The organism is uncultured Psychrosphaera sp. (assembly GCF_947500655.1).
GTDB lineage: Bacteria > Pseudomonadota > Gammaproteobacteria > Enterobacterales > Alteromonadaceae > Psychrosphaera.
Map to the genome: position 1 here is coordinate 29,441 of NZ_CANMSK010000012.1, position 24,480 is coordinate 53,920.

A 24,480-nucleotide genomic window follows, 5' to 3' on the forward strand; every position below is an offset into this window, starting at 1 on the left:
TAGCATTTACCAGTGCTTGTCTTCATGCCACCCAACTGTACATTTTAATCCCCAAAACATAAAACCTCCACCACAAACCCAAGACGGCTTGAGTTGTATCCATATAACTTCGTTATTAATATAGCCAAAGGCGACGGATGGTTCATCCATTATTCCTGACTCTAAATATGCTGAACCTTTACCATTGGATTTAGAAATAAAGTTTGAATCGAAACTAGATAAATAGTTCTCTAGTCCCTTATTTGAGCTGAGTGTTAAATGAAATTTTTCTTTCTGATTTTCAGAGGACTTATAATCGTATACTAAAATCGGAGAAGACAGTATTGCAGCTGGTACTAAAATGGGAGACAAGAGTATTGCAAATACAACAGTTCCTACTGCCCCATTGTTTTTTCGGTTTTTTTCTTCTTCATTTACACTTTTTAAATTGGTTAGAAAATTAGGGTTATTATTGTTTTTAACATTTAAATTAAATTTAGATAAGCACTCCACTACATCCAGCTTTTCGTGGTGTGGGAATAAAGTACACTTTCTAATTTCAGGCCAGTAAAATTGATCTCGGGATATTTCTGAGCTAGCTAATAATCGACCGCTCTCTGTTAACAGCTCGATATATCTATCCTTATCCTCAATCTCATATGTAAAATAAGAATATTTTTTATCGTTAATTAAATAATCTAGTCTGAATTGGTAACTGTTACTAAGAGTTTTGAAATCATGGCTATCTTTAGCTTCATTTATATCTTTTAAGGAAACTGTATTTGACGCACACCCACTAAGCACAAGTAATATAAAAACAAGTTTAGAATATTTCACCATAATCTCAGTAAATGCTAACGAGGCTGTAGAATTACTCCAACAGCCCAAATTGATAAAAATCGAGTTCTTGCAACAAATTCTAAGCGCTTTTCTTCCACTAGGTAATGCATTTGGAACCCACAAAATCGGCCGTTTTTCTTAAAAAAGAATTATTCTACGGCCTCAACGCCCTGTTAACAGGCAAAAAATAGTTGGTTAAAATTAGCGACGTAGGAGCAAAACCAACTGTTTTTTGTCCTTGTTTAACAGCTTGTTATGCTACTAAAACTCTTTAAATTGCATGTTACTAAAAAACTCTTCTGCGTTTTTAGTTAGCTCAGGGTGCTCCTTGCCTTGAAAGTGACGAAGAGAATATTCCGTATGTACGCCAACAGATTTTTTAAAAGGATGTATGCAATTATACCCAAGATACTCTATCTGCATTACGGCTGATTTATTACCATCGATTTTGGCATTGTTATCTTGAGAAATTGTTCTGTGCTTTACGCATGTTGCACCATTAAGGTTTACTAACTCTTCGGTGTTTTCTTTAAGTTCGAACCTGCCGATATCTGGTGAGGATGCTCTATGTTTAACCACGAGTGAAAGAAATGCTTCATCTGAAGGGAATTCTGGTAATTGATAAAGCGACATATTTATAACGCCACTACTGTTATCTGTTAGCTTAGTCCCAAGAGCAACCTGATAGCCAGTTGAGGTAATAACAGACCAACTACCATTCTTAGGTGATAACGAAGAAACACCATAAATATTAACAGGTGTACCTGAATTAAGTTTATGGGAAGTTGCTGCGCATGAAGTCACAAACAACAACGAAGTCATAATAATGGTTAGTTTAAACACCGAACTCTCCTTGTAGCATAACGCCGTTTTAAGCGGCAAATTGCAGTTGGCTAAAATAAGTGAGGCACGAACAAAAAGCCAACTGTAATTTGTCCGTCTTGAAAACCCTTGTTAGCAGTACTGTACTCAAACTGTTTTATAACTCTTTGAGCATAAAGTATTTACAGCCCGTTTTAGGGTACCCTTCTTGAACCCACTGAGTTTTATAACCATGCTTTTCATAAAATGGCATTGCTTGAAAGTTAAGTGTATCTAATAGACATTTAACACACCCACGCTTTTTACCTGCCTCTTCAATTGCTTTAAGGAGCTTACTACCAATATTTTGACCCCGCAGTTCATCTGAAACCCACAAGGTATCTAATAATAGCCAATCACCAAATGACCGAGCTGCTGCACCAGCAATAACTTCATCTTGATCATTTTTAATTTGTACTGCTAAAGGAGTTCTTTCACTTACTTCCCAGTTAGCCCAGTTAAAATCATCAATTTTTTTATCTAGATAATCGATTAGTTCTTGTTTCGGGTTTTCTAATACTTCGATGTTCATTGATACTCCGATTTATCTTGTACTGCTAACAATTTAATAGTGCGCAAATTGCGCATATTTCTGATTTGCAATCGCGCACTTTTCTGAATGAGTTATTTTTAACAAAGTTAATAACTATTTGCCAGCATTATTAAAATATAAGCCGTTAACTTTATAAGTAAGATAAAAGTGCGTAATTTGCGCATTTTCTTGAATATGGGGTAAACCCTACTGCAACTGTATATACATACAGTTTATTTAGGAGGAGCTTTATGAAAACACGTTCACCATTTTTTGAACTCTATTGCTGATCACATGCGTAGCCGACATTACTCGCTTAGAACCGTTGAAATCTATTTAAAATGGATAAGTTCTTATATTCGCTTTCATGATAAACGTCACCCAGCATCGATGGGAAATAATGAGGTGACAACTTATCTGGATCATATCGTACTAAAAGGTAATGTATCGCCTCGGACTCAAGCAACGGCGTTGAATTCTTTGGTCTTTTTATATAAACACATCATTAAGAATGAACTTTCATTAAATTTAGAATTTGTTCGGTCAAAGAAACAGCCAAAATTACCTGTGGTGATGACGCCAGATGAAGTAAAACAACTGATGAGTCATTTATCTAAGCGATATTATTTAATTGCAGGATTAATGTACGGTAGTGGTTTGCGAGTGATGGAAGCTGTGCAGCTTAGGGTAAAAGACATTGATTTTGACTATAAATGTATTCAAGTTTGGAATGGTAAAGGGAACAAGCATCGAATTGTTACACTAGCTACTGAGTTGATCCCATTACTTAGGAATCAAATTATGCAGGTTGGGGAGTATCTAGAGCTGGATATAAAAAATGAGCAATATGCAGGTGTTTGGATGCACGAGATAGAGCGACTCAGGAGACAAAGCCGAGAATAACTATATCGACACAAATTTTACTTATTCTCACACCTCTAACATAGCTCTGAACTAATCAATTCATTAATACAATTGGTATAAGCCCTTTAAGTAAAATTTTCTAGCATGTTATTAGATTGAACTGTGTTATTGATTAAGCCCTGGACTAAAAAACAAAAACCAGCCGTAGCTGGTTTTTTAATATTTAAACACTGGAAATCTAAACAATAACAGCCTAAACGCCTGCTGTTGCCTTTTTAGCTAACTCTGTGATCTCTGACCAGCGTTTGCCTTTAATAACGTCATCTGGACATAACCAAGAGCCGCCACAACACATAACGTTAGATAGTGACAAATAATCTTTGTAGTTAGCTGGGTTAATGCCACCTGTTGGGCAAAAACGAACATTTGGAAATGGACCGCCAATAGATTTTAACGACTGTACACCACCAGATGCTTCTGCTGGGAAAAATTTAAAGTGTGAGTAACCTCTATCTAATCCAGTCATAAGCTCAGAAATGGACGCGATACCAGGGATTAATGCAATAGAGCCTGCATTAGCAGCTTCCAATAACTCAGGTGTTAAACCTGGGCTAATAGCAAATTTAGCGCCGGCTTCTGTTACTTGTCTTAACTGCTCTGCATTAGTAACGGTTCCTGCACCAATTATGGCGTCTGGGCAATGCGTGGCAATTTCACGTATTACATCAAGTGCTGCAGCTGTACGCAAAGTCACTTCTAATACTTTAATGCCACCGGCCATTAATGCTTCAGCGATTGGAACCGCATCTTCAACGTGCTCAATAACTAATACTGGCACTACAGGACCTGCTGCGAATACTTCTGCTGAGTCGATTAACCAATTACGTTCTGCCATTTTAAACCCTTTTAAACTTTTCTTATTATGAGGTTGTTCCAGTTAAGGAACCCTAATTAAATTTCTTGTTGTAAATACGCAGCACAACCAATTAATCCAGGTTGTTCTTCTGTTACAACGTATACAGGAACTGTTTTTATTATTTTTCCAAAACGTCCTTTTGCATCAAAACGAGCTCTAAATTCACTTGTCTTAATATATTCAATAAATCTTGGTACTACGCCGCCAGCAATGAATACACCGCCATAGGTCATTAACGTTAGTGCTAAATTACCACCAAAGCTACCTAAGATACGACAAAAAACATCGAGTGTTTTAACCGCTAATTGGTCGGTTCCTTCAATTGCATGTTTGGTAATGTCTGCTGGTTCATAATCTTTTGCTGTTTCATTATTCATGGCACACAAAGATTGATAAATTTGTACTAAACCTAAGCCTGACAATACTTGCTCTGCTGAAACTCGAGCGTATTTCTTTTGTAATTCTTTTAAAATTTCAATTTCATCGCTGTCTATTGGAGAAAAGTCGACGTGTCCGCCCTCGCCTCCAACTGGGATCCATTTGTTTTCTGCATGGATTAAATTGGCAACGCCAAGTCCTGTACCTGCACCAAAAATCGCAATTGGCGCATTAGGTATAGCATCTTGCCCACCAATTTGTACTAACTTATCTTTTGCTATATTTGGCACTGACATAGCTATCGCTGTAAAGTCATTGATAACAATTAGCTTTTTCAAACCAAATTGTTTTGTCACCGCCGCTTGTGAAAAACACCAATGATTGTTGGTTAAATTAACTTCATCGCTAACAACCGGGCAAGCAACATCAAGACATGCATACTCAAATTCTTGTTTTGAATCTTGTTTATATTGGCTAATTGCACCATCTACATTGTCAAAATCTTTACACTGGTAAGACAAAATATTGGATATGGAAAGTGTTTCCATATCCGCAATACCAAGTCGAATATTAGTGCCGCCAATATCGGCAACTAATGCTTTAATAGTCATACTTTAAATCCACGATTAAATCGAATTATGCTTCATGAAAAACGCAAGATGCGCCTTCTTCTGGCGTTGTCATTGCTTGACGTAATCCGTTAAACAATTCACGTCCCATGCCTTCACGATCTTCTGTTAAATCTTTAACAGTAACGATTCGTTTTGCCAATTCTTCTTCACTTACATGAAGGTGGACAATATTTTTCTCTGCACAAATTTCGATAATGTCGCCATTTTGTACTTTTGCGATCAAGCCGCCATCTAGCGCTTCTGGATATAAATGGATAGCCGCAGGTACTTTTCCTGATGCACCAGACATACGACCGTCTGTAACCAAAGCAACACTAAAGCCTTTATCTTGTAATACACTCAAAGGAGGCGTTAGTTTATGCAACTCAGGCATACCAACCGCTCTTGGCCCTTGATAACGAACCACAACAACACAATCTTTATCTAAGTCGCCAGCATTAAATGCCGCGTCTATGTCATGTTGACTTTCAAATACAACTGCTGGTGCTTTAACGGTTGCCTTACCTGGACGTAGAGACGATGTTTTAATAACAGCGCGACCTAAGTTACCCGATAATGCAGAAAGACCACCGTCAGCTTTAAACGGTTTTTCAATCGTTGCTAATACTTCTGAATCTAGTGCTTTATCAGGACCGTCAACCCACATTAGTTTACCGTCACGAACAATAGGCTCTTGTGTGTATTTATCTAACCCTTCACCACAAATAGTCGTTACATCGTTGTGTAAGAAACCACCACGTAGTAATTCTTTAATTAGATATGCCATGCCGCCAGCTGCTTGGAAGTGATTAATATCAGCTTCACCATTTGGATAAATCTTAGCGATTAAAGGCGTAACTGAAGATAACGCATCAAAGTCATCCCAATTAACTAAAATGCCAGCCGCTTTCGCCATTGCCACTAAGTGCATTGTATGATTAGTTGAGCCGCCAGTTGCTAATAATGCAACTATGCCGTTAACCACTGATTTTTCATCAACAATGTGGCCAACAGGTCGGTACTCAGTACCTAAATCTGTAATTCTGGTTGCTTGAACTGACGCAGCATCTGTTAATGCATCACGTAATTCTGTACCTGGATTAACAAATGACGCTCCCGGTAAATGTAATCCCATTACTTCAACAACAAGTTGATTTGAGTTAGCAGTTCCGTAGAACGTACAAGTACCCGCTGAATGATAAGATTTAGACTCAGACTCTAATAATTCATCACGACCAACTTTACCTTGTGCGTATAACTGACGGATACGTGCTTTTTCTTTATTTGGAATGCCTGATTCCATAGGACCAGCTGGAATAAAGATAAATGGTAAGTGACCAAATGTTAATGCAGACATCACTAAGCCTGGGACAATTTTGTCACAAATACCTAACATTATACCGCTATCAAACATGTTATGAGATAAACCAACCGCTGCACTCATGGCAATAACATCACGACTCATTAAGCTCAAATCCATTCCTGGTTGACCTTGTGTAACGCCGTCACACATGGCAGGAACGCCGCCTGCAAACTGAGCAACAGAACCTACGTTCTCAATCGCTTTTTTTATCTTAGCTGGATAAACTTCATAAGGTTGGTGTGCTGAAAGCATGTCGTTATAAGAAGAGATAATGCCAACATTGGCTTTAGTTAGCTGGGTTAAATCTTTTTTCTCTTGTGTACTACAAGCAGCAAAACCATGAGCTAAGTTACCACAAGAAAGAATGCCACGATGTGGTCCTTTTAAACGTGCTTTTTCAATTTTGGCTAAATACGCAGCTCTTGATACTTTGCTACGCTCAATGATTGTGTTTGTTACTTCTTGAATGACTGAATTCATAATTATCTCCAAAGCTAAGTCAGGTTATTTGGTGGTTGCTAACATCACAGACATAGGCACAACTGACTGATTTAGGAATGCACGTATAGGTGCTTGTTTTTCGTCACTGCCTGCAGCAACGTCTAATAATACGGTTTCTTTACTTTCACCGACTAAGTGTAGATAAAGTTGTTTTGAATTTAACAACGCAGACTTAGTAAACGTCATACGTTGATGTGGCGCCGTCGTTGGCTCGGTGGCCATAATGTCTTTGCTGGTTGTTAACGCTTCATCTAACTGAGCGCAACATGGGAAAATTGAAGCTGTGTGTCCGTCTTCTCCCATACCTAAAATAACAACATCAAATGGACGTTTAAAAGTATCAAACTTAGCACTAACGGCTGCTTGGGCCTCAAACGCATCTTTATGTTCGGTTTTCATACCAACAAAGTTTGCAACACTGGCTTTATTGATTAATAACGCGCTGTTAACCATGGCTTCATTGGAAGCAGGATCGGATAACTCAACCCAACGGTCATCAACTAATGCAATATTAACCTTGTTCCACTCAATGTCTTTGTTACTCAACATTAAGAACATAGGTTTAGGCGTATTTCCGCCAGATACTAATAAAGTGGCGCTGCCATTTTCATTAATACCAGCTTGTAACTTATCTGCAATTTCTTGTGAAAACTCTTCATTTAATGATGTCGAATTTTCAAACTTTCTAATTTTTGCTTTCATATTTGTCCGTTGCTTCTATTTGGCTAATATTTATTTTTGAACAAAAGGTGAGATTATTCATCCCACTCACGTTCATCTCTTGCCAACATAGCAATAGACGCAACAGGCCCCCAAGAGCCAGCTGAATATGGTTTAGGTAATTCGTTAGAACGTTTCCATGAATCTAAAATCCCATCGACCCAAGTCCATGCTGTTTCAACTTCATCACGACGAACAAACAGAGATTGATTACCTAGCATAGCTTCTAGGATAAGACGTTCGTATGCATCGGCAATACGGTCGTTTTTAAAGGTTTCTGAGAAACTTAAATCAAGCTTAGTTTGTTGCAGTTCCATTTGCTCACCTAGGCCAGGCACTTTATTCAACAAGTGAATTTCAATACCTTCATCTGGTTGCAAACGAATAATTAATTTATTGGCTGGCAAATCTTTGTAGGTATCTTTAAAGATATTGTGCGGTAACTTTTTAAAGTGAATCGCAATTTCAGTACCTTTAATAGGCAAACGTTTACCTGTACGCAAATAGAATGGTACACCAGCCCAACGCCAGTTATCGATATCAACACGAATAGACGCAAACGTTTCTGTTTTACTTTGAGTATTCGCACCTTCCTCTTCTAAATAACCAGGTACTGCTTGACCATTTACAAAGCCAGACGTGTATTGACCACGCACTGTTTTTTGCTGGTAGTTTTGTTCTGTAATTGGACGTAATGCTTTTAATACTTTTAATTTTTCATCACGGATACTGTCAGCGCTCACATCAACCGGAGGCTCCATCGCTAATAACGATAGGATTTGTAATAAATGGTTTTGTACCATGTCACGCATTTGACCTGCGTCATCGTAATAACCCCAACGCCCTTCTACACCCACTTCTTCTGCAACGGTAATTTGCACATGATCAATACACTCATGATCCCAGTTGTTGGTGAATATTGCATTGGCAAAACGCAGTACTAAAAGGTTAAGTACGGTTTCTTTACCTAAGTAATGGTCAATACGATAAATTTGGTTTTCGTTAAAATATTCTGCAATTTTGTCATTAATAACTTTTGAAGACTCTAAACAATGACCAATTGGTTTTTCAACCACAACACGAGTTTCGTCAATCACTAATCCAGCAGAGTGTAGGCCACTACAAATATCGCCAAATACAGATGGTGGTGTAGAGAAGTAATTAACTAAGGTTCTGTTTTCTAAATCAACTAACGCTTTTATTCCTTGGTAATCTTCAGCCTTGGTCATATCTGCTTGGCAATAACTTAGTCTTGCGATAAATTTATTTTTAGCCGTTTCATCTAAAATTTCTTTAACAAAACGCTCCAGGCTTTCAACAACTGCCGCTTGATATTCTTCGTGGCTAAAGTCTTGGCGGGCAACACCGATGATTTTAGTGTCGTCAGCAAGTAAGCCTGCTAATTCCAATTGATATAACGAAGGTAATAACTTTCGGCGTGCTAAATCACCATTAGTGCCAAATAACACTAAATCGCATGGCTTATGACTTAAATTTGTGGCCATTCAGATTCTCCAATAAACAAATTTGTATGATTAATTTGTAATTTAACTACATGTTTCCAATGCTAACTAACTATCTTGGTCTATGTAAACCTAAATTATGTAATTTTTTTACATTTTGAGTAAATTTTTAACTTATATTGTTGTTTTTAACTCGTAATTACATTCTAATGCTGAATATAACTTATTCAAAACTCGTTATTCGTTGAGCCATCTTCAATTTAACTAAATTCAAGATATTATGATAAAACTAAAATGATAGCCTTTTTTGATTAAAGACTACCACACAAAAAACAACTATATTAATGAGTTAGCTTAGTAAAGTTAAGGAAAAAGAATGAATATTCTTGAAAAAATAAATTCTCAAATTACCACATTCAGTAAATCTGAAAGAAAAGTAGCAGAAGTCATCATTGCTAACCCAGAACAAGCTATTCATTCAAGCATAGCTACATTAGCAAAAGTTGCTGATGTTAGTGAGCCAACGGTAAATAGATTCTGCCGTCGTTTAGACACTAAAGGTTTCCCAGACTTTAAATTGCATTTGGCTCAAGGCTTAGCCAATGGTACGCCTTACGTTAATCGTCACGTTGATGAAACCGACGGACCTGATGAATATTGCGCTAAAATTTTTGAATCTACCATGGCTGCGTTAGATATAGCTCATCGCAACTTAGATATTGGCCAGATTAATCGCGCTGTGGATATTTTAACTCAAGCTAAAAAAATCTCTTTCTTTGGTCTTGGCGCATCCGCTTCTGTAGCACAAGATGCACTAAATAAATTTTTCCGTTTTAATGTACCCGTAAACTGTTTTGAAGATATTGTTATGCAACGTATGAGCTGTATTAACAGTACAGATGGCGATGTTGTTGTGATCTTCTCACATACAGGTCGTACTAAACCGTTAGTAGAAATCGCTCAAATTGCTCGTCAAAACGATGCAACTGTAATTGGGTTAACAGCCAAAGACAGTCCGCTAGGTAAAGAATGTAATATGTGTATAAGCTCTGATGTACCTGAAGACACTGACTTATATATGCCAATGGCGTCTCGAATTGCTCAGCTAGTACTTGTGGATATTTTAGCAACTGGATTTACTTTAAGACGCGGTCCTAAATTCAGAGATAATCTGAAAAAAGTAAAAGACTCGCTAAGACCGTCTCGCTTTGAAAAGAAAGAAAATTTCAGCTAATGTAATAAAAAAAGCAGCCTAGGCTGCTTTTTTTATTAATGTGTTAATTTTTAATCACTTTAAGCAGTTTTTTCTTGTAATTTTATTAAATTGTCTCAAAATGTAATTAAATTACAAAAATATAAAATCAACGGAGTTTATAGTCGTCATGTCGAATATATTGAGAAGAACAAAAATAGTATCAACATTAGGTCCTGCAACGGACAAAGATGACGTTTTAGAGCAAATAATAAAAAGTGGCGTAAATGTCGTTCGTATGAACTTTTCTCATGGCTCAGCCGAAGATCATATTGAAAGAGCAAGACAAGTACGTGAAACTGCAAAAAAATTAAATACTTATGTTGCAATATTAGGTGACCTACAAGGTCCTAAAATTCGAGTTGCAAGATTTAAAGATACAAAAATCCATTTAGCCATTGGCGACAAATTTATTTTAGACGCTGAACTAGGTCGTGATGAAGGTGATCAAAACCAAGTTGGTATCGATTACAAAGAATTACCAAATGATGTAAACAACGGTGATCTTCTATTACTAGATGATGGTCGTGTTCAATTATTAGTGTTGTCAGTATCTGGTAGTAAAATATTCACTGAAGTAACGGTCGCTGGTCCACTTTCAAATAATAAAGGCATCAACCGTAAAGGCGGTGGCTTAACAGCTCCTGCACTTACTGACAAAGATAAAGCTGACATTCTTACTGCAGCAAAAATTGATGTTGAGTACCTTGCTATTTCTTTCCCACGCTCTGGTGCTGATTTAGATTATGCTCGTTCATTAGCACACGAAGCTGGTTTTAAACCACTTATAGTAGCAAAAGTAGAACGTGCTGAAACGGTAGCGACTGATGCAGCGATTGACGATATTGTACATGCGTCTGACGTTATCATGGTTGCCCGTGGTGACTTAGGTGTTGAAATTGGTGATGCAGAGTTAGTTGGTGTTCAGAAGAAACTAATTGCTCGTTCACGTCAGCTTAATAAAGCGGTTATCACAGCGACTCAAATGATGGAGTCAATGATCACAAGCCCGATGCCAACTCGTGCTGAAGTAATGGACGTATCAAATGCTGTATTAGATGGTACCGATGCCGTTATGTTATCTGCAGAAACAGCCGCTGGTGACTTCCCTGTTGAAACAGTAAAAGCAATGGCTAATGTATGTCTTGGTGCTGAAAAACACCCTACTGCACAAATTTCAAAACACCGTATGGAAAAAGTATTTGATGATGTATCTGAAGCAATTGCGATGTCTGCTATGTATGCAGCTAATCATATGGAAGGCATCAAAGCGATTGTGGCGTTAACTGAGTCTGGTGGTAGCGCTAAGTTATTATCACGTATCAGTTCATCTCTACCTATTTTTGCACTATCTCGTCACGAGAAAACATTAAATAAGAGTGCAATGTACCGTGGTGTATACCCAGTATTTTTTGACTCTACATTGTTTGATAATGAAGATACTCGTGAAGCGCTTAACACTTTGGTTCGTCAAGAAAGATTACAAAAAGGTGACCTAGTTATCGTTACTCATGGCGATAGTATGGAAACAATTGGTGCAACCAACACAGTAAAAATAATGACGGCTTAATGTCATTATTTTTTCAAATCAGCTGTCTTGTTTTAATTAAACACATTTAAGGACGAGACAGTTAAAACAAAAAAGCCTATTTATTAAATAGGCTTTTTTATTGCGTGTTTGGTTAACTTAACGCTAGATTAACTTTAGCTTAATTTAGTTTAATAATGAATTAAGCCCAATGGTGAATATGCTCTACTTTGCCATTATGCAAAATGATCTCACCCTTTTTAGCACTCAACCCATCTGCACTATAATTTAGTATAAAGCTAGCTTTGATAATTAACTTCTTGTTAAATCCTAATTTCCAGCTTTGCATCGGCACAGAAAGTAATTGAAGATGGTAACGCTCGCAATAACCTTTGGCTGCTGACTCAGCAATTTCTGCAAGTTTTCTAAATTGTAAAAATACAGCAACAATACAAGCGAAAAACATTATCAGCCATATGGTGGTTAAATCAAACATGCGTTATTTCCAATTTAGTTAAAGCCTAATAAACAAAAAGCGACTAACACTATATGCAGTCGCTTTTTATATTTTCAACTCAGTTCGGTTGCTGTTATGCAATTAACCTATCTGAGTTAAGCCTTTCATATAAGGAACCAATACAGATGGAACCGTTATAGTGCCATCTTCATTTTGGTAATTTTCTAATACGGCCACCAATGTACGGCCAACCGCTAAACCAGAACCATTTAATGTGTGTAACAGTTCAGGTTTTTTCGCGCCTTTAGCTCTAAAGCGAGCTTGCATACGACGCGCTTGGAAATCGCCCATGTTGCTACATGAAGAGATCTCACGGTAAGTATCTTGCGCTGGTAACCAAACATCTAAGTCGTAAGTTTTAGTGGCTCCAAAGCCCATATCACCAGTACATAAAATCACTTTACGGTATGGCAACTCAAGTTGTTGTAATACAGTTTCAGCATGATTAGTGAGTTGCTCAAGCGCTTCATTTGAATCTTCAGGTTTCACCATTTGCACTAATTCAACTTTATCAAATTGATGCTGACGAATAAGACCTTTAGTATCACGACCATAAGAACCCGCTTCAGAGCGGAAACATGGAGTATGAGCAGTTAATTTAACTGGTAACTCTGATTCATCAAAAATCACATCACGTGCAAAGTTAGTCAACGGAACTTCCGCAGTAGGGATTAAAGAAAGCTTGCGGCTATCTTGCTCACCTTCTTTGTCTGTTTGGCCTGAAATAGGTTTAGTATGAAATAAATCTTCTTCAAATTTAGGTAATTGACCTGTGCCTAATAAGCTTTCAGGGTTTACTAAATATGGAACAGAGGCTTCCATATATTCATGCTGCTCAGTATGTAAGTCCAACATAAATTGCGCTAGCGCACGATTTAACCTTGCGACTTGACCGCGCATAACCACAAAACGAGCACCGCTTAATTTAGCGCCCATTTCAAAATCTAAACCTTTACTTAGGCCTTCGCCTAATTCAACGTGATCTTTCACCTCAAAGCTAAATTGCTTAGGTGTGCCCCACTTTAAAATCTCAACGTTTTCATCTTCATTTTTACCAACCGGCACATCAAGCTGAGGCAAGTTAGGTACTTGTAATGCAATCGTATCTATTTCAGCTAATAACTCAGATAATTCTGCTTTAGCGGCATCTAGCTTGTCACCTAAGTCGGCAACGCTGGCTAGCAAAGGTTGAATGTCTTCGCCTTTAGCTTTGGCTTGGCCAATAGATTTAGATTTGGTATTACGTTCGTTTTGTAAATCTTGTGTGGCTGATTGTAGGTCTTTACGGCGTGTTTCTAACTCATTGAGTTTTGCAACATCCAATTCAAAGCCTCGAGTGGCTAAACGACTTGCAGCTTCATTAATGTCGTTACGAAAGAACTTTGGATCTAACATTTTTTAATAACCCTATAACTGATTTTTTTAATTAAACTCGACAATTTGAGTTCAGATTCAACTGTGTTTAAATCCCATCATTTGCATTCCAAGCCAAGCGGCAAAAACACAAACAACAACATTTAACGAAATATTTAATATGGCCTTAAACCAATCACCGTCCTGCAACAACAACAAGGTGTCTAATGAAAACGTAGAAAAGGTGGTAAATGCACCTAATAAACCTATTCCAAATAGCGATCGCCAAGGCAAGTCGGACATCATACCATGTTCAATTACGCTAAATAAGATCCCCATGAAAAATGAACCAATAACATTCACCAACAAAGTTGCGTAAGGAAAGCCTTTACCTAACAAGCTAACCATCAACATAGTTACGCCATAACGCATACTCGCACCTAACGCACCGCCAATAGCGACAAATATTAGATTGTTCATAGCACTGCCTTTTGAATATTTACTGCAAATAAACACGTTTGTTTAATATTAAGCATTGTCATCTAAGCCTTTTAGATAACGTAGCTTTTCAGCAATTTTCTTTTCTAAGCCCCGTTCGACTGGGTGATAGTATTCTGTACCATTCATTTGCTCTGGTAAATATTTTTCACCAGCGGCATACGCATTAGGTTCATCATGAGCGTAACGATATTCAGCGCCCTTACCCATGGTTTTCATTAACTCTGTTGGAGCATTGGTTAAATGGATTGGAACATCGTAACTCGGTAAACTTGCGGCATCTTGTTTCGCTTGATTAAAGGCTTTATAAACAGCGTTACTCTTTGGAGCGGCAGCCATATATAAGGTTGCTTGTGCAATTGCCCTTTCGCCTTCAGACGGACCAACACGGTGGAAAATATCCCACGCGTTTAAGCCTATTTCCATTGCCCTTGGATCAGCATTACCTATGTCTTCTGTTGCTATGGCTAATAACCGGCGTGCAACATATAAAGGGTCGCCTCCGCCGGCTAAAATTCGACAATACCAATACAAAGCAGCATCTGGAGCTGAGCCCCTAACAGACTTATGAAAGGCAGAGATTAAATCATAAAAATGATCGCCCCCTTTATCAAAGGTTGCCATTTGGTTGCCAGTGGCTTGTTCAATGATCTCATCGGTAATGACATTATCATCTGCAACTAAGTCACCACAGAGTTCGAGATAGTTTAGTAATTTACGAGCATCACCATTGGCTAAACCAATCAATAAGGTTCTATTTTGTTCCGATAGCTTAAGCTGTAATTTGCCAAGACCAAGCTCTTCGTCTGTTAATGCGCGGTCGACTAGTTCAACAAGATCGCTTGGTTCTATGGCTTTGAGGATATAAACACGAGCTCTAGATAAAATAGCGTTATTTAACTCAAAGGATGGATTTTCTGTCGTTGCGCCTATAAAGCTTACCGTGCCATCTTCTATAAAGGGTAAAAAAGCATCTTGCTGGCCTTTATTAAAACGATGAACTTCATCAACAAACAAAACGGTTTTTTTACCTGTTTGCTGTAATCGTTCTTTAGCTCGTTCAACCGTGGCTCTAATTTCTTTTACACCTGCACTAATAGCCGAAAGCTTTTCAACTTCCGCATCGCAGTACTGTGCAATAAGTTCTGCAAGTGTCGTTTTTCCGGTACCTGGAGGTCCCCATAAAATCATTGAATGGCAACGTTTGCCTTCAATCATTTTACGGATTGCTTTGCCCTCACCAACCAAATGTTTTTGTCCAACATATTGGTCTAAGGTTAAAGGCCGCATTCTTGCAGCTAATGGTTTTGTATCTGTTGGAGAAAAGTCAAAACCTATATTAGTGTGGTGAGACAAAATAAGTCCTACTGCCTCGGCGTTGCTTGCACCTGACGTTGATCATCTATTTCAATGTCTTCAGGTATTTCAAAGTCAAAACCAACGCTAAGTGATTTATTAAATGCTTGGTTTTTTAATATATAAGAACTGGTTTGTTGTGTTCTGTCGGTAATAACAATTTCATTTAATAAGAATTCGTCAAAATACACAGCCAGTTGACTTACCTGTGAGTCATTTTCATCTTTAGGTTTGATCATAAAACCTGACTCTAACTCAGTGATGGTAAATTTATTCCAAACTTCATCGTTTTGCGAAACCAATAGTGCAAATGGTGTCGTTGATACGGCATCTGCTGCATCAAAGATAGAAACTTGTTCTAAAAACGGATTAAACCACCATAAGGTTTCACCGTTAGATAATAAAAGCTCTTCCTCTGGTTCATTGATTTGCCAGATAAACTTACCCGGTTGTTTAAATACCAATTTGCCTGATGCACTATGAAGTAAGTTATTTTTTGTGTCTTTGACTTCCTGATTAAAGTCGGCAGTAAAGCCATCATAATCAGCTAATAACTTTCTAAGTTCAGTTTCAGAAGGTTCTGCTAACAGCGAAAAGCTGCTAGCGAAGCTAACGATTAAAGTCAGCAATATAACTATTTTTGTTATTTTCATTTATTAAAATTCTTCTTCAATGTTTTTAACTGGAGGCGGCGCTAATACTTCACGACCACCATTATTTGCAGCTTTAGTTACAATACCCATCATTTCCATTTGCTCAACAATACGAGCTGAACGGTTATAACCGATACGAAGTTTGCGTTGAATACTAGAAATTGAAACCTTACGAGTTTCAGTAATAAAGGCAACCGCTTCGTCGAATACTGGGTCAATCTCTTCCCCTTCCGCGGCTTCTGCTGCTTCGCCAGGCAACATGTTTTCGTCTGTCATCTCACCTTGCAAAATCTCTGCAATGTAATTTGGTTTTGCTTTCGATTTCCAATCATTAACCACGGCATGAACTTCATGATCATCTACAAATGCACCATGTACACGTGTTGGCACGCCAGATCCTGGTGGTAAATAAAGCATGTCACCCATACCAAGTAAGTTCTCTGCACCTTGCTGATCTAAGATAGTTCTTGAGTCGATTTTGGATGACACTTGGAATGCCATTCTTGTTGGAATGTTGGCTTTTATTAAGCCGGTTATTACATCAACAGATGGACGCTGTGTTGCTAAGACTAAATGGATACCAGCAGCACGAGCTTTTTGTGCGATACGAGCTATAAGCTCTTCTACTTTTTTACCAACAATCATCATCATGTCAGCAAATTCGTCGATAACAACTACAATTGCTGGAAGTTTTTCTAACGCTGGTTGACGGTCTGACATCTGATCTGACTTAACCCAAAGCGGATCTAAAATCGGATTTCCTTCAGCAATCGCTTTCGCCACTTTAGCGTTATAACCTTTTAAATTACGAACACCTAATGCAGACATTAGTTTATAACGACGCTCCATTTCACCAACACACCAACGTAATGCATTTGCTGCTTCTTTCATGTCAGTTACGACTTCTGAAAGTAAATGTGGAATACCTTCATAAACAGACAGTTCCAGCATCTTAGGATCTATCATGATCAAACGAACATCTTCAGGTGTTGATTTATACAACAAGCTTAAAATCATGGTATTTACACCAACCGACTTACCAGAGCCTGTTGTACCAGCAACTAATAAATGTGGCATTTTTGCCAAATCAACCGTAACCGCTTTACCTGCTATGTCTTTACCTAAAACCATAGTTAAAGGTGATTCTGAATTTTGGAAACTTGGGCTATTCATCACCTCAGATAAGCGAACAATTTGACGATGTTTGTTTGGTAATTCTAAACCAATAAACGACTTACCCGGTATAACCTCAACAACTCGAACACTTAATGCTGAAAGCGAACGTGCTAAATCTTTAGATAACGTTGTGATTTTACTTACTTTAATACCCGGCGCTAAATCCAATTCAAAACGGGTAATAACAGGACCTGGGAATACACCAACTACTTTAGCTTGGATATTAAAGTCTAATAGCTTGGCTTCAACCAATCTTGAAACTGCATCCAACTCTTCTTGTGAAACTGGATTTTCTATCTTATCTGGACGGTCTAATAAGTTTATTGACGGTAAGACTATAGGTTGAATTTCTTTTACTATTGGCGTTTTATTTTCTACTGCTGAAGTATCACGCTCAGGGGCACGTTGATGTGCAGCTTGCATTCCATCTAACGTGCTTTTAATGTCAGTAGTATGTAATTCATCATCAACACCTGAATAGGTAGGTTGTTGTTCATATTCATCAAATGACATTGGCATGTCGTCTTCAAGTGACACTTCATTTGCTGCTTTTGCAATATTATGTGTAGGCTCTGGAGTTTCAAAGTGAGAGTCTACCATGCCAGCGGCTTGAGAATTTTCAATTGAGATTTCATCATCGTCAATTGACCCAGTGTTTACTGATGCTGGTTTAATTGGATCGCTTGATATTGAATTTGTTGTTATTGATGGCAATACTCGCTCATCTAACACTTCATCTTTACTTGCTGTAGCACCGAAGAATTGATTTAAAAATGATTGTGAATTATTACTGTCTAGCTTCTCTGGAATCGTCGTTGTGTTATTAAGCTCTGCACTTTCAGAAGGTTCACCCGCTGAAGTTAAAGTAACACCACTGCTTTTTGTTTTATTATCTTGTTTTGATTTTTGAAAAGAACTACGTAATTTGGAATACAAGATCCCACTCAAAGTTAACGAATACTTACCTATGTTATCAATGACGTTAATCCAAGAGATGCCAGTCATTAGCGTTATGCCTATCATTACAAACGCTAATAGCACTAAAGTTGAGCCTGTAAAACCAATTACTGGTAACAACAAATAAGCGAAAACATCACCAATGATGCCACCTGAAGAAAAGTAATAAATGTCATCAAAGTTAATACTGCTTAACGTGGAAGCACCTATTATAAATAGAAAAATACCAATTAAACGTAAACCTAATGCTAAATAATCAATTTCAATTAAGTTATGAAATTTACGGAATAATAACCAACCCACTAAAGAAACCGCGATTGGCACAAAAAAGGCTAACCAACCAAAGGTGAATAATAAAATATCAGACAGCCAAGCACCAAAAGCCCCACCGCCATTTTTAATTAATTCATAGTTGCCCGTTTTACTCCAGCTAGGGTCGGCTGGATCAAAAGTAAATAGCGTGATTAAAATGAATATTGCGATAAGCCCAGCAATAAATAACCCGGCTTCTAATAATCGCTGAAATCCATTTAACATATTCGGTTGGTTCTCTGTCAAAATATACTCCGCACTCAATTTTTGTTTTATATGAAATATTCATTTGAGGCTGTAAAACTGTAGCAAATTTAATGATAAGAATCATTGCGTTTATGCTCTTTTACACAATTATTTGTAGATTATCTACTTGAATGGATTCAATATTTAAATATTAATTGGAATTGCCGTATTTGACTTCACTTCTTCCATCACCACATAAGTTCTACTGGCACTAACAGAAGGCAGTCTTAATAAGGTATCCCCCAATAATTTACGATACGACGCCATATTTTTAACTCGAGTTTTTAACAAATAATCAAAACTACCCGAGACTAAATGACATTCTAATATTTCATCAAACGTACTTACCGATCTTGAAAAGTCAGAAAATACGTCCTGTGCTGTTTTTTCTAAGGTTATTTCAACAAACACCAATAATGACGCACCGACTTTTTCAGCATTCACTACCGCTTTATAGCCTTCAATAATACCCTGCTTCTCTAATCTCTTCACGCGTTCCAAACAAGGTGTTGGGCTTAAACCAACCAACTTAGATAAATCTACATTAGAAACTCGACCATTTTTTTGCAATTCAATTAAAATGTTCTTATCAATACGATCCAGCGTTTTATTCATTTAACCACTCAGTAAGCAATAGGTAACAGAATAATATCCTGTAAAAGCTAAAAATACAGTATTTAATATTTATTACTTACACATATACTCGCATAAAATAAAATGCACATTACACTATGTTTGTGCCACGCAATTACAAATAACTATAAAAGGCAGACTTAAAATGATCGTTGGCGTACCTAAAGAAATTAAAAACCATGAATATCGTGTAGGTCTTACTCCTGCCTCTGCAAAAGAATTTGTTGCTCATGGGCACCAAGTTATTGTTGAAACAAATGCCGGTACGGCAATTGGTTTTACTGACGCACAATACGAAGAAGCTGGTGCAACTATCCTTGCAACTGCTGCTGACATATTCGCTCAAGCTGAAATGATCGTTAAAGTAAAAGAGCCACAACCTAACGAATGTAAAATGTTACGTGAAGGTCAAACTTTATATACTTACCTTCATTTGGCACCAGATCCTACTCAAACTGAATTGTTAGTTGCTTCAGGCTCTACCTGTATCGCTTACGAAACCGTAACTGATCATACTGGTGGATTACCTCTTCTTGCTCCTATGAGTGAAGTTGCAGGCCGTATGTCTATTCAAGCTGGTGCACATAACTTAGAAAAAGCCCAAGGCGGAAGCGGCACTTTATTAGGTGGCGTACCGGGTGTAGCGCCAGCTAAAGTATTAGTGTTAGGTGGCGGTGTTGTTGGTACAAACGCAGCTAAAATGGCGGTTGGTATGGGCGCAGATGTGACTATCTTAGATCGTTCTCTACCTCGTTTACGTCAATTAGACGATATCTTCAACGGTCGTGTAAAAACAGTATTTTCTACTGTTGATGCAATTGAAGAATACAGTGCAAACGCTGACTTAGTTATTGGTGCGGTATTAATTCCAGGTGCAGCAGCGCCTAAATTAATCAACAAAGCTCACATTGCAGCAATGAAACCAGGTTCTGTTGTTGTTGACGTTGCAATTGACCAAGGCGGTTGTTTTGAAACTGCAAAAGCAACGACTCACCAAGACCCTACTTATGTTATTGATGACGTTGTACATTACTGTGTTGCTAACATGCCAGGTGGTGTTGCTCGTACTTCAACTATCGCATTAAACAATGCAACATTGCCATTTGGTTTAGCACTTGCTAACAAAGGCCCTAAACGTGCAATGCTAGAAGACAAGCATTTATTAAATGGTCTTAACGTTCATAAAGGTAAAGTAACCTATAAAGCCGTTGTTGATGCATTAGGCGATACATTAAAATTAGAATATATGGATGCTGCTGCTGCATTAGAGCTGTAAGCTGTAAGCTGTAAGCTGTAAGCTGTAAGCTGTAAGTAGTATAAAAATCCTGTTTGTTAACGCAAACGGGATTTTTTTATGTTTATAACTTTGGATGTGTTTTCAAGTAAGAGAGCCCATTCCCTGTTTATGTGTTTCCATGAAAAACAGGCATAAAAAAACAGGCTATATAAACCTGTTCTTTACTGCTTGAATACCGTTATTTTTAAATCAACAGTTAATCTTCATCATTAACAAATTCTGGTTCAATGTCGTCTTCATCAAACACTGGCTCTTGAATAATGCGAATGCCAGGTTTAGCAATGATCTCTATATAAAAAGAGGTAGCGCCACCTTCAACGGCAGTATCAATAGATTTATTGATTTCGCTTAAACGGATAACTTCAGACGTTTCTTGAGTTAAACCAAACTTAACATCAAAATCCCAAAAATCTGCGTCTTTAGGTATTTGTTTATTACGTTCTCTTCTTAAGTATTTTTTTACATCATGTTTAACTGAGTCAACCATACGTGCTGGTTGGATTTTTGGGTGTACAAGTTCAAATGTTTTTTTCATGATATTCCTAAAAAGATAACGTTCAGATTGAGATCTGAGTAATGGCGTGCATGATACGCGAATAAATTGTAAAAGACATGAATTTACATGCCTTAAATACAATCAATGGAACAATAAATTAAATTACTATTGTTCCATTTATAGTACGAGCTAAAGTTAACCCCGTTATTTTACACCTAACTCACGTAAACGCTCTTGCAAGTATTCATCTGCAGTATAACGTTCTGATAAAACCACGTCGGCATTTGGGTGTAAAAACAAAGGTAAAGAAATACGAGATTTCGTTTTGTCTTGCCCTTCTGGATTGATCACTCGGTGAATGGTTGACGGATAATATCCACCAGACGCTTCTTGCAACATGTCACCAATATTAACAATTAAACAACCAAAATCACCAGGCACGTCATACCAAGTACCGTCTTTTAACTGAACTTGTAAACCACTAGCATTTGCCGCAGGCAAAATCGTTAAAAGGTTAATATCACCATGAGCTGCGGCTCGGATTGCACCGAGTTCTTCATCACCGGTAATTGGTGGATAATGTAAAATCCGCAATAATGTTCTTTCACTTTCGGCGATCATTTCAGATAAGGCAATTGAGAACTTTGCTGATACGTCCGCTGGAGAATATTTTTCAACCCAATCTAACAAGGTCGCCGCTAACGTATTAGCTTGTTGGTAATAATCAGCAAGCTGTTGCTTTAATTCTGCAGGAACTTGACCCCAAGGATAATAGTGAAAGTATTCTTTGATGTCTTTTAAACTGTTACCTTTGGCTGTTTCAGATACTGTAGTTGGGAAAAAACCATCTTGAGTTTCAACATTAAATTGATAATCAAATTTTTCATCTGATGCGAAGAAACCTGCCCAATTTTTATAAATAGATTCAAGTAATTCTTTTTGAATAGGATGATTTTTTAATACGCCAAAACCCGTTTCGTGTAACGAGGTAACAAATTCAAGAGCTGCGTTTTCAGCAGTATAATCGACAACAGATAACATAATTATATTCCAAGCTTAATTAACGGGCGAATTATAGAGGTTAATTAAGCAAAAGTAACTTTTATTATTTTGATCTTGGTTGTGATAATAAAAACCTTGTTCGGCAAATAAAAAAGCAGAATATAAATATTATATTCTGCTTGAACAAACAAAGGACATCTCTAAATTAGATTAAGGACTGTTTACCTTTGATTTTTTATTTATTGTCTTAGCTTTTTTCTAATTTATCTTGTGTTTTTAGTTCAAAATCAGACGCATCATGACGTTCATGTAGTTGCTCGTCTAGTTCGCCCCAACTTTTATTAACTTTAATACCGCGCTTAACCGCTGGTCGCTCGGCAATTTGATCAGCCCATCTCACTAAGTTTTTATAAGACTTAACATCTAGGAACTCAGCCGCTTCATACAAACCACCTTGGACTAACACACCATACCAAGGCCAAATTGCCATATCTGCGATAGTGTAATCATCACCACACATAAATTGATTGTTGGCTAAGTGTTTGTCTAATACGTCAAGCTGGCGTTTTACTTCCATCGTGAAGCGCTCTATTGGATATTCAAATTTCTCTGGTGCGTAAGCGTAAAAATGACCAAAACCACCGCCTAAAAACGGGCCACTGCCAACTTGCCAGAATAACCAAGATAAACACTTAGCTCTAGCAACTGACTCTGTTGGTAAAAAGGCATCAAACTTTTCAGCCAAGTGCATTAAAATTGCGCCAGATTCAAAGATAGGTGTATTGTCGCCAGTGCTGTTATCAACTAACGCTGGAATTTTAGAATTTGGATTAACATCAACAAAGCCAGAACCAAACTGGTCCCCTTCCATGATATTAACTAAATACGCGTCATATTCAGCGCCTTTAATGCCACGCTCCAATAACTCTTCTAACATTATGGTGACTTTGACGCCGTTTGGCGTAGCTAAAGAATATAACTGAAAAGGATGTTTGCCATGAGCTAATGGTTTTTCACTAGTAGCTCCTGAGATAGGACGATTAATATTGGCAAACTTACCGCCATTTTCACTATTCCACTTCCATACTTTCTCTGGTGTATATGTTTTATCTGTCATTATAAAAAGTCCTAATTAATGTACATTTATGTCATCTGTAAGTGAGGGTGAGAAAATGAAAAACAAGATATACCAATTATATTAATGAATTATTCACAGAGGTAGCAATTATAAATCATTAACTTTACATCTACGTTTTGTGTTCTGACCACGCACATCAGACAAAAGCAAAGCGATTAAAAATGGCTGTCCCTGTTATTCTTTAAAAATATTAAACGTTAATAATGAGAGATAAGTTTTAAAAGTTAAAGCTCTTAGATATTGCTAAAAGTTAGGATCACGCAGATGAAATTTAAAGTGAATAGAAATAACTAAAAAAACTGGCCTTTTAAAAAGCCAGTTTGGCGTAGAAAAATGAATTTATTTAAGCCCAATCCCGGCAATTACACTATCAATACAAAACTCAAGGCTGGCTTTATCAACACCAGAACGAGCCATTGACGCTGTGCCTTTTAGGATTGTAAATACAGCCATTGCATTTTCATAGGCTCTTTTGTCTAAGCCTAATTCAATAGACTCAGGATCTTCTTTGAATAAATCTATATATGCAGGTGGTGGAATTACATCAAATTCTTTAAGCATATTTTCAGCTTGCGTTGGTATTTCACCAGTGCTTACTTCTGAACGACAAAACGCTAAGTAGCAACCTTTCATATTATTAGGATCGCACTGTAAAGCTAGAGCCGTCATCATATAATTGCGTAAACGTTCTTTTAAAGGTAACTCTTTTATCGCAAGTAGCTCGCCGGTTGGCTCAATGATGGTATCAATATAAAGCTGGGTAGCTTTAATAAACAAGGCTTCTTTGTTACCAAACGCGCTATACATGCTTGGTTTATTAATACCCATCGTTTTAGTTAAATCGGCAAGAGATGAGCTGGCATAACCTTTTCGCCAAAAAACTTTCATTGCCGCATTTAGCGCTTCATCTTTATCGAATTGTCTTCTGGTTGTAGCCATTTTAGCTCTCAAGAACATAGTGGGATTGGGCAAATTATACCTTTCAGTAAGACTAAGTCAATTACTACTTAATCCCCATGTGACTAAGCTTAGACGTTT

23 protein-coding genes are annotated in these 24,480 nt (G+C 37.5%); 4 read left to right on the forward strand and 19 right to left on the reverse strand.

Annotation, left to right across the window (positions count from 1 at the left end; genetic code table 11):
* Positions 1 to 6: 6 nt before the first annotated feature.
* The 3 genes from Q0940_RS10970 to Q0940_RS10980 form a co-directional block, all read right to left on the reverse strand.
* Positions 7 to 942 carry a hypothetical protein gene (locus tag Q0940_RS10970; RefSeq protein WP_299268371.1) on the reverse strand — a complete coding sequence of 312 codons (936 nt, stop codon included), beginning with the start codon at positions 940 to 942 and terminating at the stop codon, positions 7 to 9.
* Between the two features lie 138 nt (positions 943 to 1,080).
* The gene (locus Q0940_RS10975) at positions 1,081 to 1,662 is read right to left on the reverse strand and encodes a hypothetical protein (RefSeq protein WP_299268374.1); all 582 of its coding nucleotides are present in this window, start codon (positions 1,660 to 1,662) and stop codon (positions 1,081 to 1,083) included.
* A gap of 136 nt (positions 1,663 to 1,798) precedes the next feature.
* Positions 1,799 to 2,212: a GNAT family N-acetyltransferase gene (locus tag Q0940_RS10980; protein ID WP_299268377.1), complete on the reverse strand. Its 414-nt coding sequence runs from the start codon at positions 2,210 to 2,212 to the stop codon at positions 1,799 to 1,801.
* 294 nt (positions 2,213 to 2,506) lie between these two features.
* Here Q0940_RS10980 and Q0940_RS10985 point away from each other — a divergent pair, with 294 nt between their 5' ends.
* Positions 2,507 to 3,115, forward strand: coding sequence for a phage integrase N-terminal SAM-like domain-containing protein (locus Q0940_RS10985; RefSeq protein WP_299268380.1), 609 nt, complete (start codon positions 2,507 to 2,509; stop codon positions 3,113 to 3,115).
* A gap of 214 nt (positions 3,116 to 3,329) precedes the next feature.
* Here the strand turns inward: Q0940_RS10985 and Q0940_RS10990 are convergent, their stop codons facing one another.
* Genes Q0940_RS10990 through zwf form a run of 5 tightly spaced genes read right to left on the reverse strand, consistent with a single transcriptional unit; the run spans position 3,330 to position 9,070 of the window.
* Entirely contained in the window at positions 3,330 to 3,971 is a 642-nt protein-coding gene (locus tag Q0940_RS10990) for a bifunctional 4-hydroxy-2-oxoglutarate aldolase/2-dehydro-3-deoxy-phosphogluconate aldolase (RefSeq protein WP_299268383.1), read from the reverse strand.
* A 56-nt stretch (positions 3,972 to 4,027) separates the two neighbouring features.
* Positions 4,028 to 4,981, reverse strand: coding sequence for a glucokinase (locus tag Q0940_RS10995; RefSeq protein ID WP_299268386.1), 954 nt, complete (start codon positions 4,979 to 4,981; stop codon positions 4,028 to 4,030).
* A gap of 25 nt (positions 4,982 to 5,006) precedes the next feature.
* Positions 5,007 to 6,824 carry a phosphogluconate dehydratase gene (gene edd / locus Q0940_RS11000; protein ID WP_299268388.1) on the reverse strand — a complete coding sequence of 606 codons (1,818 nt, stop codon included), beginning with the start codon at positions 6,822 to 6,824 and terminating at the stop codon, positions 5,007 to 5,009.
* A 24-nt stretch (positions 6,825 to 6,848) separates the two neighbouring features.
* The gene (gene pgl / locus Q0940_RS11005) at positions 6,849 to 7,547 is read right to left on the reverse strand and encodes a 6-phosphogluconolactonase (protein WP_299268391.1); all 699 of its coding nucleotides are present in this window, start codon (positions 7,545 to 7,547) and stop codon (positions 6,849 to 6,851) included.
* Positions 7,548 to 7,600: 53 nt separating this feature from the next.
* Positions 7,601 to 9,070: a glucose-6-phosphate dehydrogenase gene (zwf, locus tag Q0940_RS11010; protein WP_299268393.1), complete on the reverse strand. Its 1,470-nt coding sequence runs from the start codon at positions 9,068 to 9,070 to the stop codon at positions 7,601 to 7,603.
* Between the two features lie 334 nt (positions 9,071 to 9,404).
* Here zwf and Q0940_RS11015 point away from each other — a divergent pair, with 334 nt between their 5' ends.
* Both Q0940_RS11015 and pyk read left to right on the forward strand, forming a co-directional pair.
* Positions 9,405 to 10,262 carry a MurR/RpiR family transcriptional regulator gene (locus tag Q0940_RS11015; protein ID WP_299268396.1) on the forward strand — a complete coding sequence of 286 codons (858 nt, stop codon included), beginning with the start codon at positions 9,405 to 9,407 and terminating at the stop codon, positions 10,260 to 10,262.
* 157 nt (positions 10,263 to 10,419) lie between these two features.
* Entirely contained in the window at positions 10,420 to 11,850 is a 1,431-nt protein-coding gene (pyk, locus tag Q0940_RS11020; RefSeq protein WP_299268579.1) for a pyruvate kinase, read from the forward strand.
* A gap of 160 nt (positions 11,851 to 12,010) precedes the next feature.
* Here pyk and Q0940_RS11025 read toward each other — a convergent pair whose 3' ends face one another.
* The 7 genes from Q0940_RS11025 to lrp form a co-directional block, all read right to left on the reverse strand.
* Positions 12,011 to 12,304: a DUF3301 domain-containing protein gene (locus tag Q0940_RS11025; RefSeq protein WP_299268400.1), complete on the reverse strand. Its 294-nt coding sequence runs from the start codon at positions 12,302 to 12,304 to the stop codon at positions 12,011 to 12,013.
* A gap of 102 nt (positions 12,305 to 12,406) precedes the next feature.
* The gene (serS, locus tag Q0940_RS11030; protein WP_299268402.1) at positions 12,407 to 13,720 is read right to left on the reverse strand and encodes a serine--tRNA ligase; all 1,314 of its coding nucleotides are present in this window, start codon (positions 13,718 to 13,720) and stop codon (positions 12,407 to 12,409) included.
* Positions 13,721 to 13,777: 57 nt separating this feature from the next.
* Positions 13,778 to 14,158: a fluoride efflux transporter CrcB gene (crcB, locus tag Q0940_RS11035; RefSeq protein ID WP_105052649.1), complete on the reverse strand. Its 381-nt coding sequence runs from the start codon at positions 14,156 to 14,158 to the stop codon at positions 13,778 to 13,780.
* A 48-nt stretch (positions 14,159 to 14,206) separates the two neighbouring features.
* Positions 14,207 to 15,466 (reverse strand): replication-associated recombination protein A, encoded by a 1,260-nt coding sequence (locus tag Q0940_RS11040; protein ID WP_299268581.1) that lies wholly within the window; start codon positions 15,464 to 15,466, stop codon positions 14,207 to 14,209.
* Positions 15,467 to 15,540: 74 nt separating this feature from the next.
* Positions 15,541 to 16,185: an outer membrane lipoprotein chaperone LolA gene (lolA, locus tag Q0940_RS11045; RefSeq protein ID WP_299268407.1), complete on the reverse strand. Its 645-nt coding sequence runs from the start codon at positions 16,183 to 16,185 to the stop codon at positions 15,541 to 15,543.
* A 3-nt stretch (positions 16,186 to 16,188) separates the two neighbouring features.
* A complete protein-coding gene (locus Q0940_RS11050; protein ID WP_299268582.1) occupies positions 16,189 to 18,855 on the reverse strand; it encodes a DNA translocase FtsK in 2,667 nt (888 codons plus the stop codon).
* A 165-nt stretch (positions 18,856 to 19,020) separates the two neighbouring features.
* Positions 19,021 to 19,491, reverse strand: coding sequence for a leucine-responsive transcriptional regulator Lrp (gene lrp / locus Q0940_RS11055; protein WP_299268409.1), 471 nt, complete (start codon positions 19,489 to 19,491; stop codon positions 19,021 to 19,023).
* Positions 19,492 to 19,654: 163 nt separating this feature from the next.
* Between lrp and ald the strand changes: the two genes are divergently transcribed.
* The gene (gene ald, locus Q0940_RS11060) at positions 19,655 to 20,785 is read left to right on the forward strand and encodes an alanine dehydrogenase (protein ID WP_105052645.1); all 1,131 of its coding nucleotides are present in this window, start codon (positions 19,655 to 19,657) and stop codon (positions 20,783 to 20,785) included.
* Positions 20,786 to 21,002: 217 nt separating this feature from the next.
* Here the strand turns inward: ald and Q0940_RS11065 are convergent, their stop codons facing one another.
* The 4 genes from Q0940_RS11065 to Q0940_RS11080 form a co-directional block, all read right to left on the reverse strand.
* The gene (locus tag Q0940_RS11065; RefSeq protein ID WP_299268415.1) at positions 21,003 to 21,341 is read right to left on the reverse strand and encodes a DUF6172 family protein; all 339 of its coding nucleotides are present in this window, start codon (positions 21,339 to 21,341) and stop codon (positions 21,003 to 21,005) included.
* Positions 21,342 to 21,506: 165 nt separating this feature from the next.
* Positions 21,507 to 22,346, reverse strand: coding sequence for a 2OG-Fe(II) oxygenase family protein (locus tag Q0940_RS11070; protein ID WP_299268584.1), 840 nt, complete (start codon positions 22,344 to 22,346; stop codon positions 21,507 to 21,509).
* Between the two features lie 205 nt (positions 22,347 to 22,551).
* Positions 22,552 to 23,421 (reverse strand): glutathione-dependent disulfide-bond oxidoreductase, encoded by an 870-nt coding sequence (yghU, locus tag Q0940_RS11075; RefSeq protein WP_299268418.1) that lies wholly within the window; start codon positions 23,419 to 23,421, stop codon positions 22,552 to 22,554.
* A gap of 360 nt (positions 23,422 to 23,781) precedes the next feature.
* Positions 23,782 to 24,381, reverse strand: a complete 600-nt coding sequence (locus Q0940_RS11080; RefSeq protein WP_299268421.1) for a TetR/AcrR family transcriptional regulator — start codon at positions 24,379 to 24,381, stop codon at positions 23,782 to 23,784.
* Positions 24,382 to 24,480 lie beyond the last annotated feature (99 nt).

Bases quoted from the DNA above. Each gene is read 5' to 3' on its own strand.
- lrp (WP_299268409.1), bottom strand. From the start codon at position 19,491: ATGAATAAAACGCTGGATCGTATTGATAAGAACATTTTAATTGAATTG.
- Q0940_RS10985 (WP_299268380.1), top strand. From the start codon at position 2,507: ATGCGTAGCCGACATTACTCGCTTAGAACCGTTGAAATCTATTTAAAA.
- Q0940_RS11040 (WP_299268581.1), bottom strand. From the start codon at position 15,466: ATGCGGCCTTTAACCTTAGACCAATATGTTGGACAAAAACATTTGGTT.
- ald (WP_105052645.1), top strand. From the start codon at position 19,655: ATGATCGTTGGCGTACCTAAAGAAATTAAAAACCATGAATATCGTGTA.
- yghU (WP_299268418.1), bottom strand. From the start codon at position 23,421: ATGACAGATAAAACATATACACCAGAGAAAGTATGGAAGTGGAATAGT.
- edd (WP_299268388.1), bottom strand. From the start codon at position 6,824: ATGAATTCAGTCATTCAAGAAGTAACAAACACAATCATTGAGCGTAGC.
- crcB (WP_105052649.1), bottom strand. From the start codon at position 14,158: ATGAACAATCTAATATTTGTCGCTATTGGCGGTGCGTTAGGTGCGAGT.
- Q0940_RS11025 (WP_299268400.1), bottom strand. From the start codon at position 12,304: ATGTTTGATTTAACCACCATATGGCTGATAATGTTTTTCGCTTGTATT.
- serS (WP_299268402.1), bottom strand. From the start codon at position 13,720: ATGTTAGATCCAAAGTTCTTTCGTAACGACATTAATGAAGCTGCAAGT.
- Q0940_RS10990 (WP_299268383.1), bottom strand. From the start codon at position 3,971: ATGGCAGAACGTAATTGGTTAATCGACTCAGCAGAAGTATTCGCAGCA.
- Q0940_RS11065 (WP_299268415.1), bottom strand. From the start codon at position 21,341: ATGAAAAAAACATTTGAACTTGTACACCCAAAAATCCAACCAGCACGT.
- Q0940_RS11050 (WP_299268582.1), bottom strand. From the start codon at position 18,855: ATGTTAAATGGATTTCAGCGATTATTAGAAGCCGGGTTATTTATTGCT.
- Q0940_RS11080 (WP_299268421.1), bottom strand. From the start codon at position 24,381: ATGGCTACAACCAGAAGACAATTCGATAAAGATGAAGCGCTAAATGCG.
- Q0940_RS10980 (WP_299268377.1), bottom strand. From the start codon at position 2,212: ATGAACATCGAAGTATTAGAAAACCCGAAACAAGAACTAATCGATTAT.
- Q0940_RS11015 (WP_299268396.1), top strand. From the start codon at position 9,405: ATGAATATTCTTGAAAAAATAAATTCTCAAATTACCACATTCAGTAAA.
- zwf (WP_299268393.1), bottom strand. From the start codon at position 9,070: ATGGCCACAAATTTAAGTCATAAGCCATGCGATTTAGTGTTATTTGGC.
- pgl (WP_299268391.1), bottom strand. From the start codon at position 7,547: ATGAAAGCAAAAATTAGAAAGTTTGAAAATTCGACATCATTAAATGAA.
- Q0940_RS10995 (WP_299268386.1), bottom strand. From the start codon at position 4,981: ATGACTATTAAAGCATTAGTTGCCGATATTGGCGGCACTAATATTCGA.
- lolA (WP_299268407.1), bottom strand. From the start codon at position 16,185: ATGAAAATAACAAAAATAGTTATATTGCTGACTTTAATCGTTAGCTTC.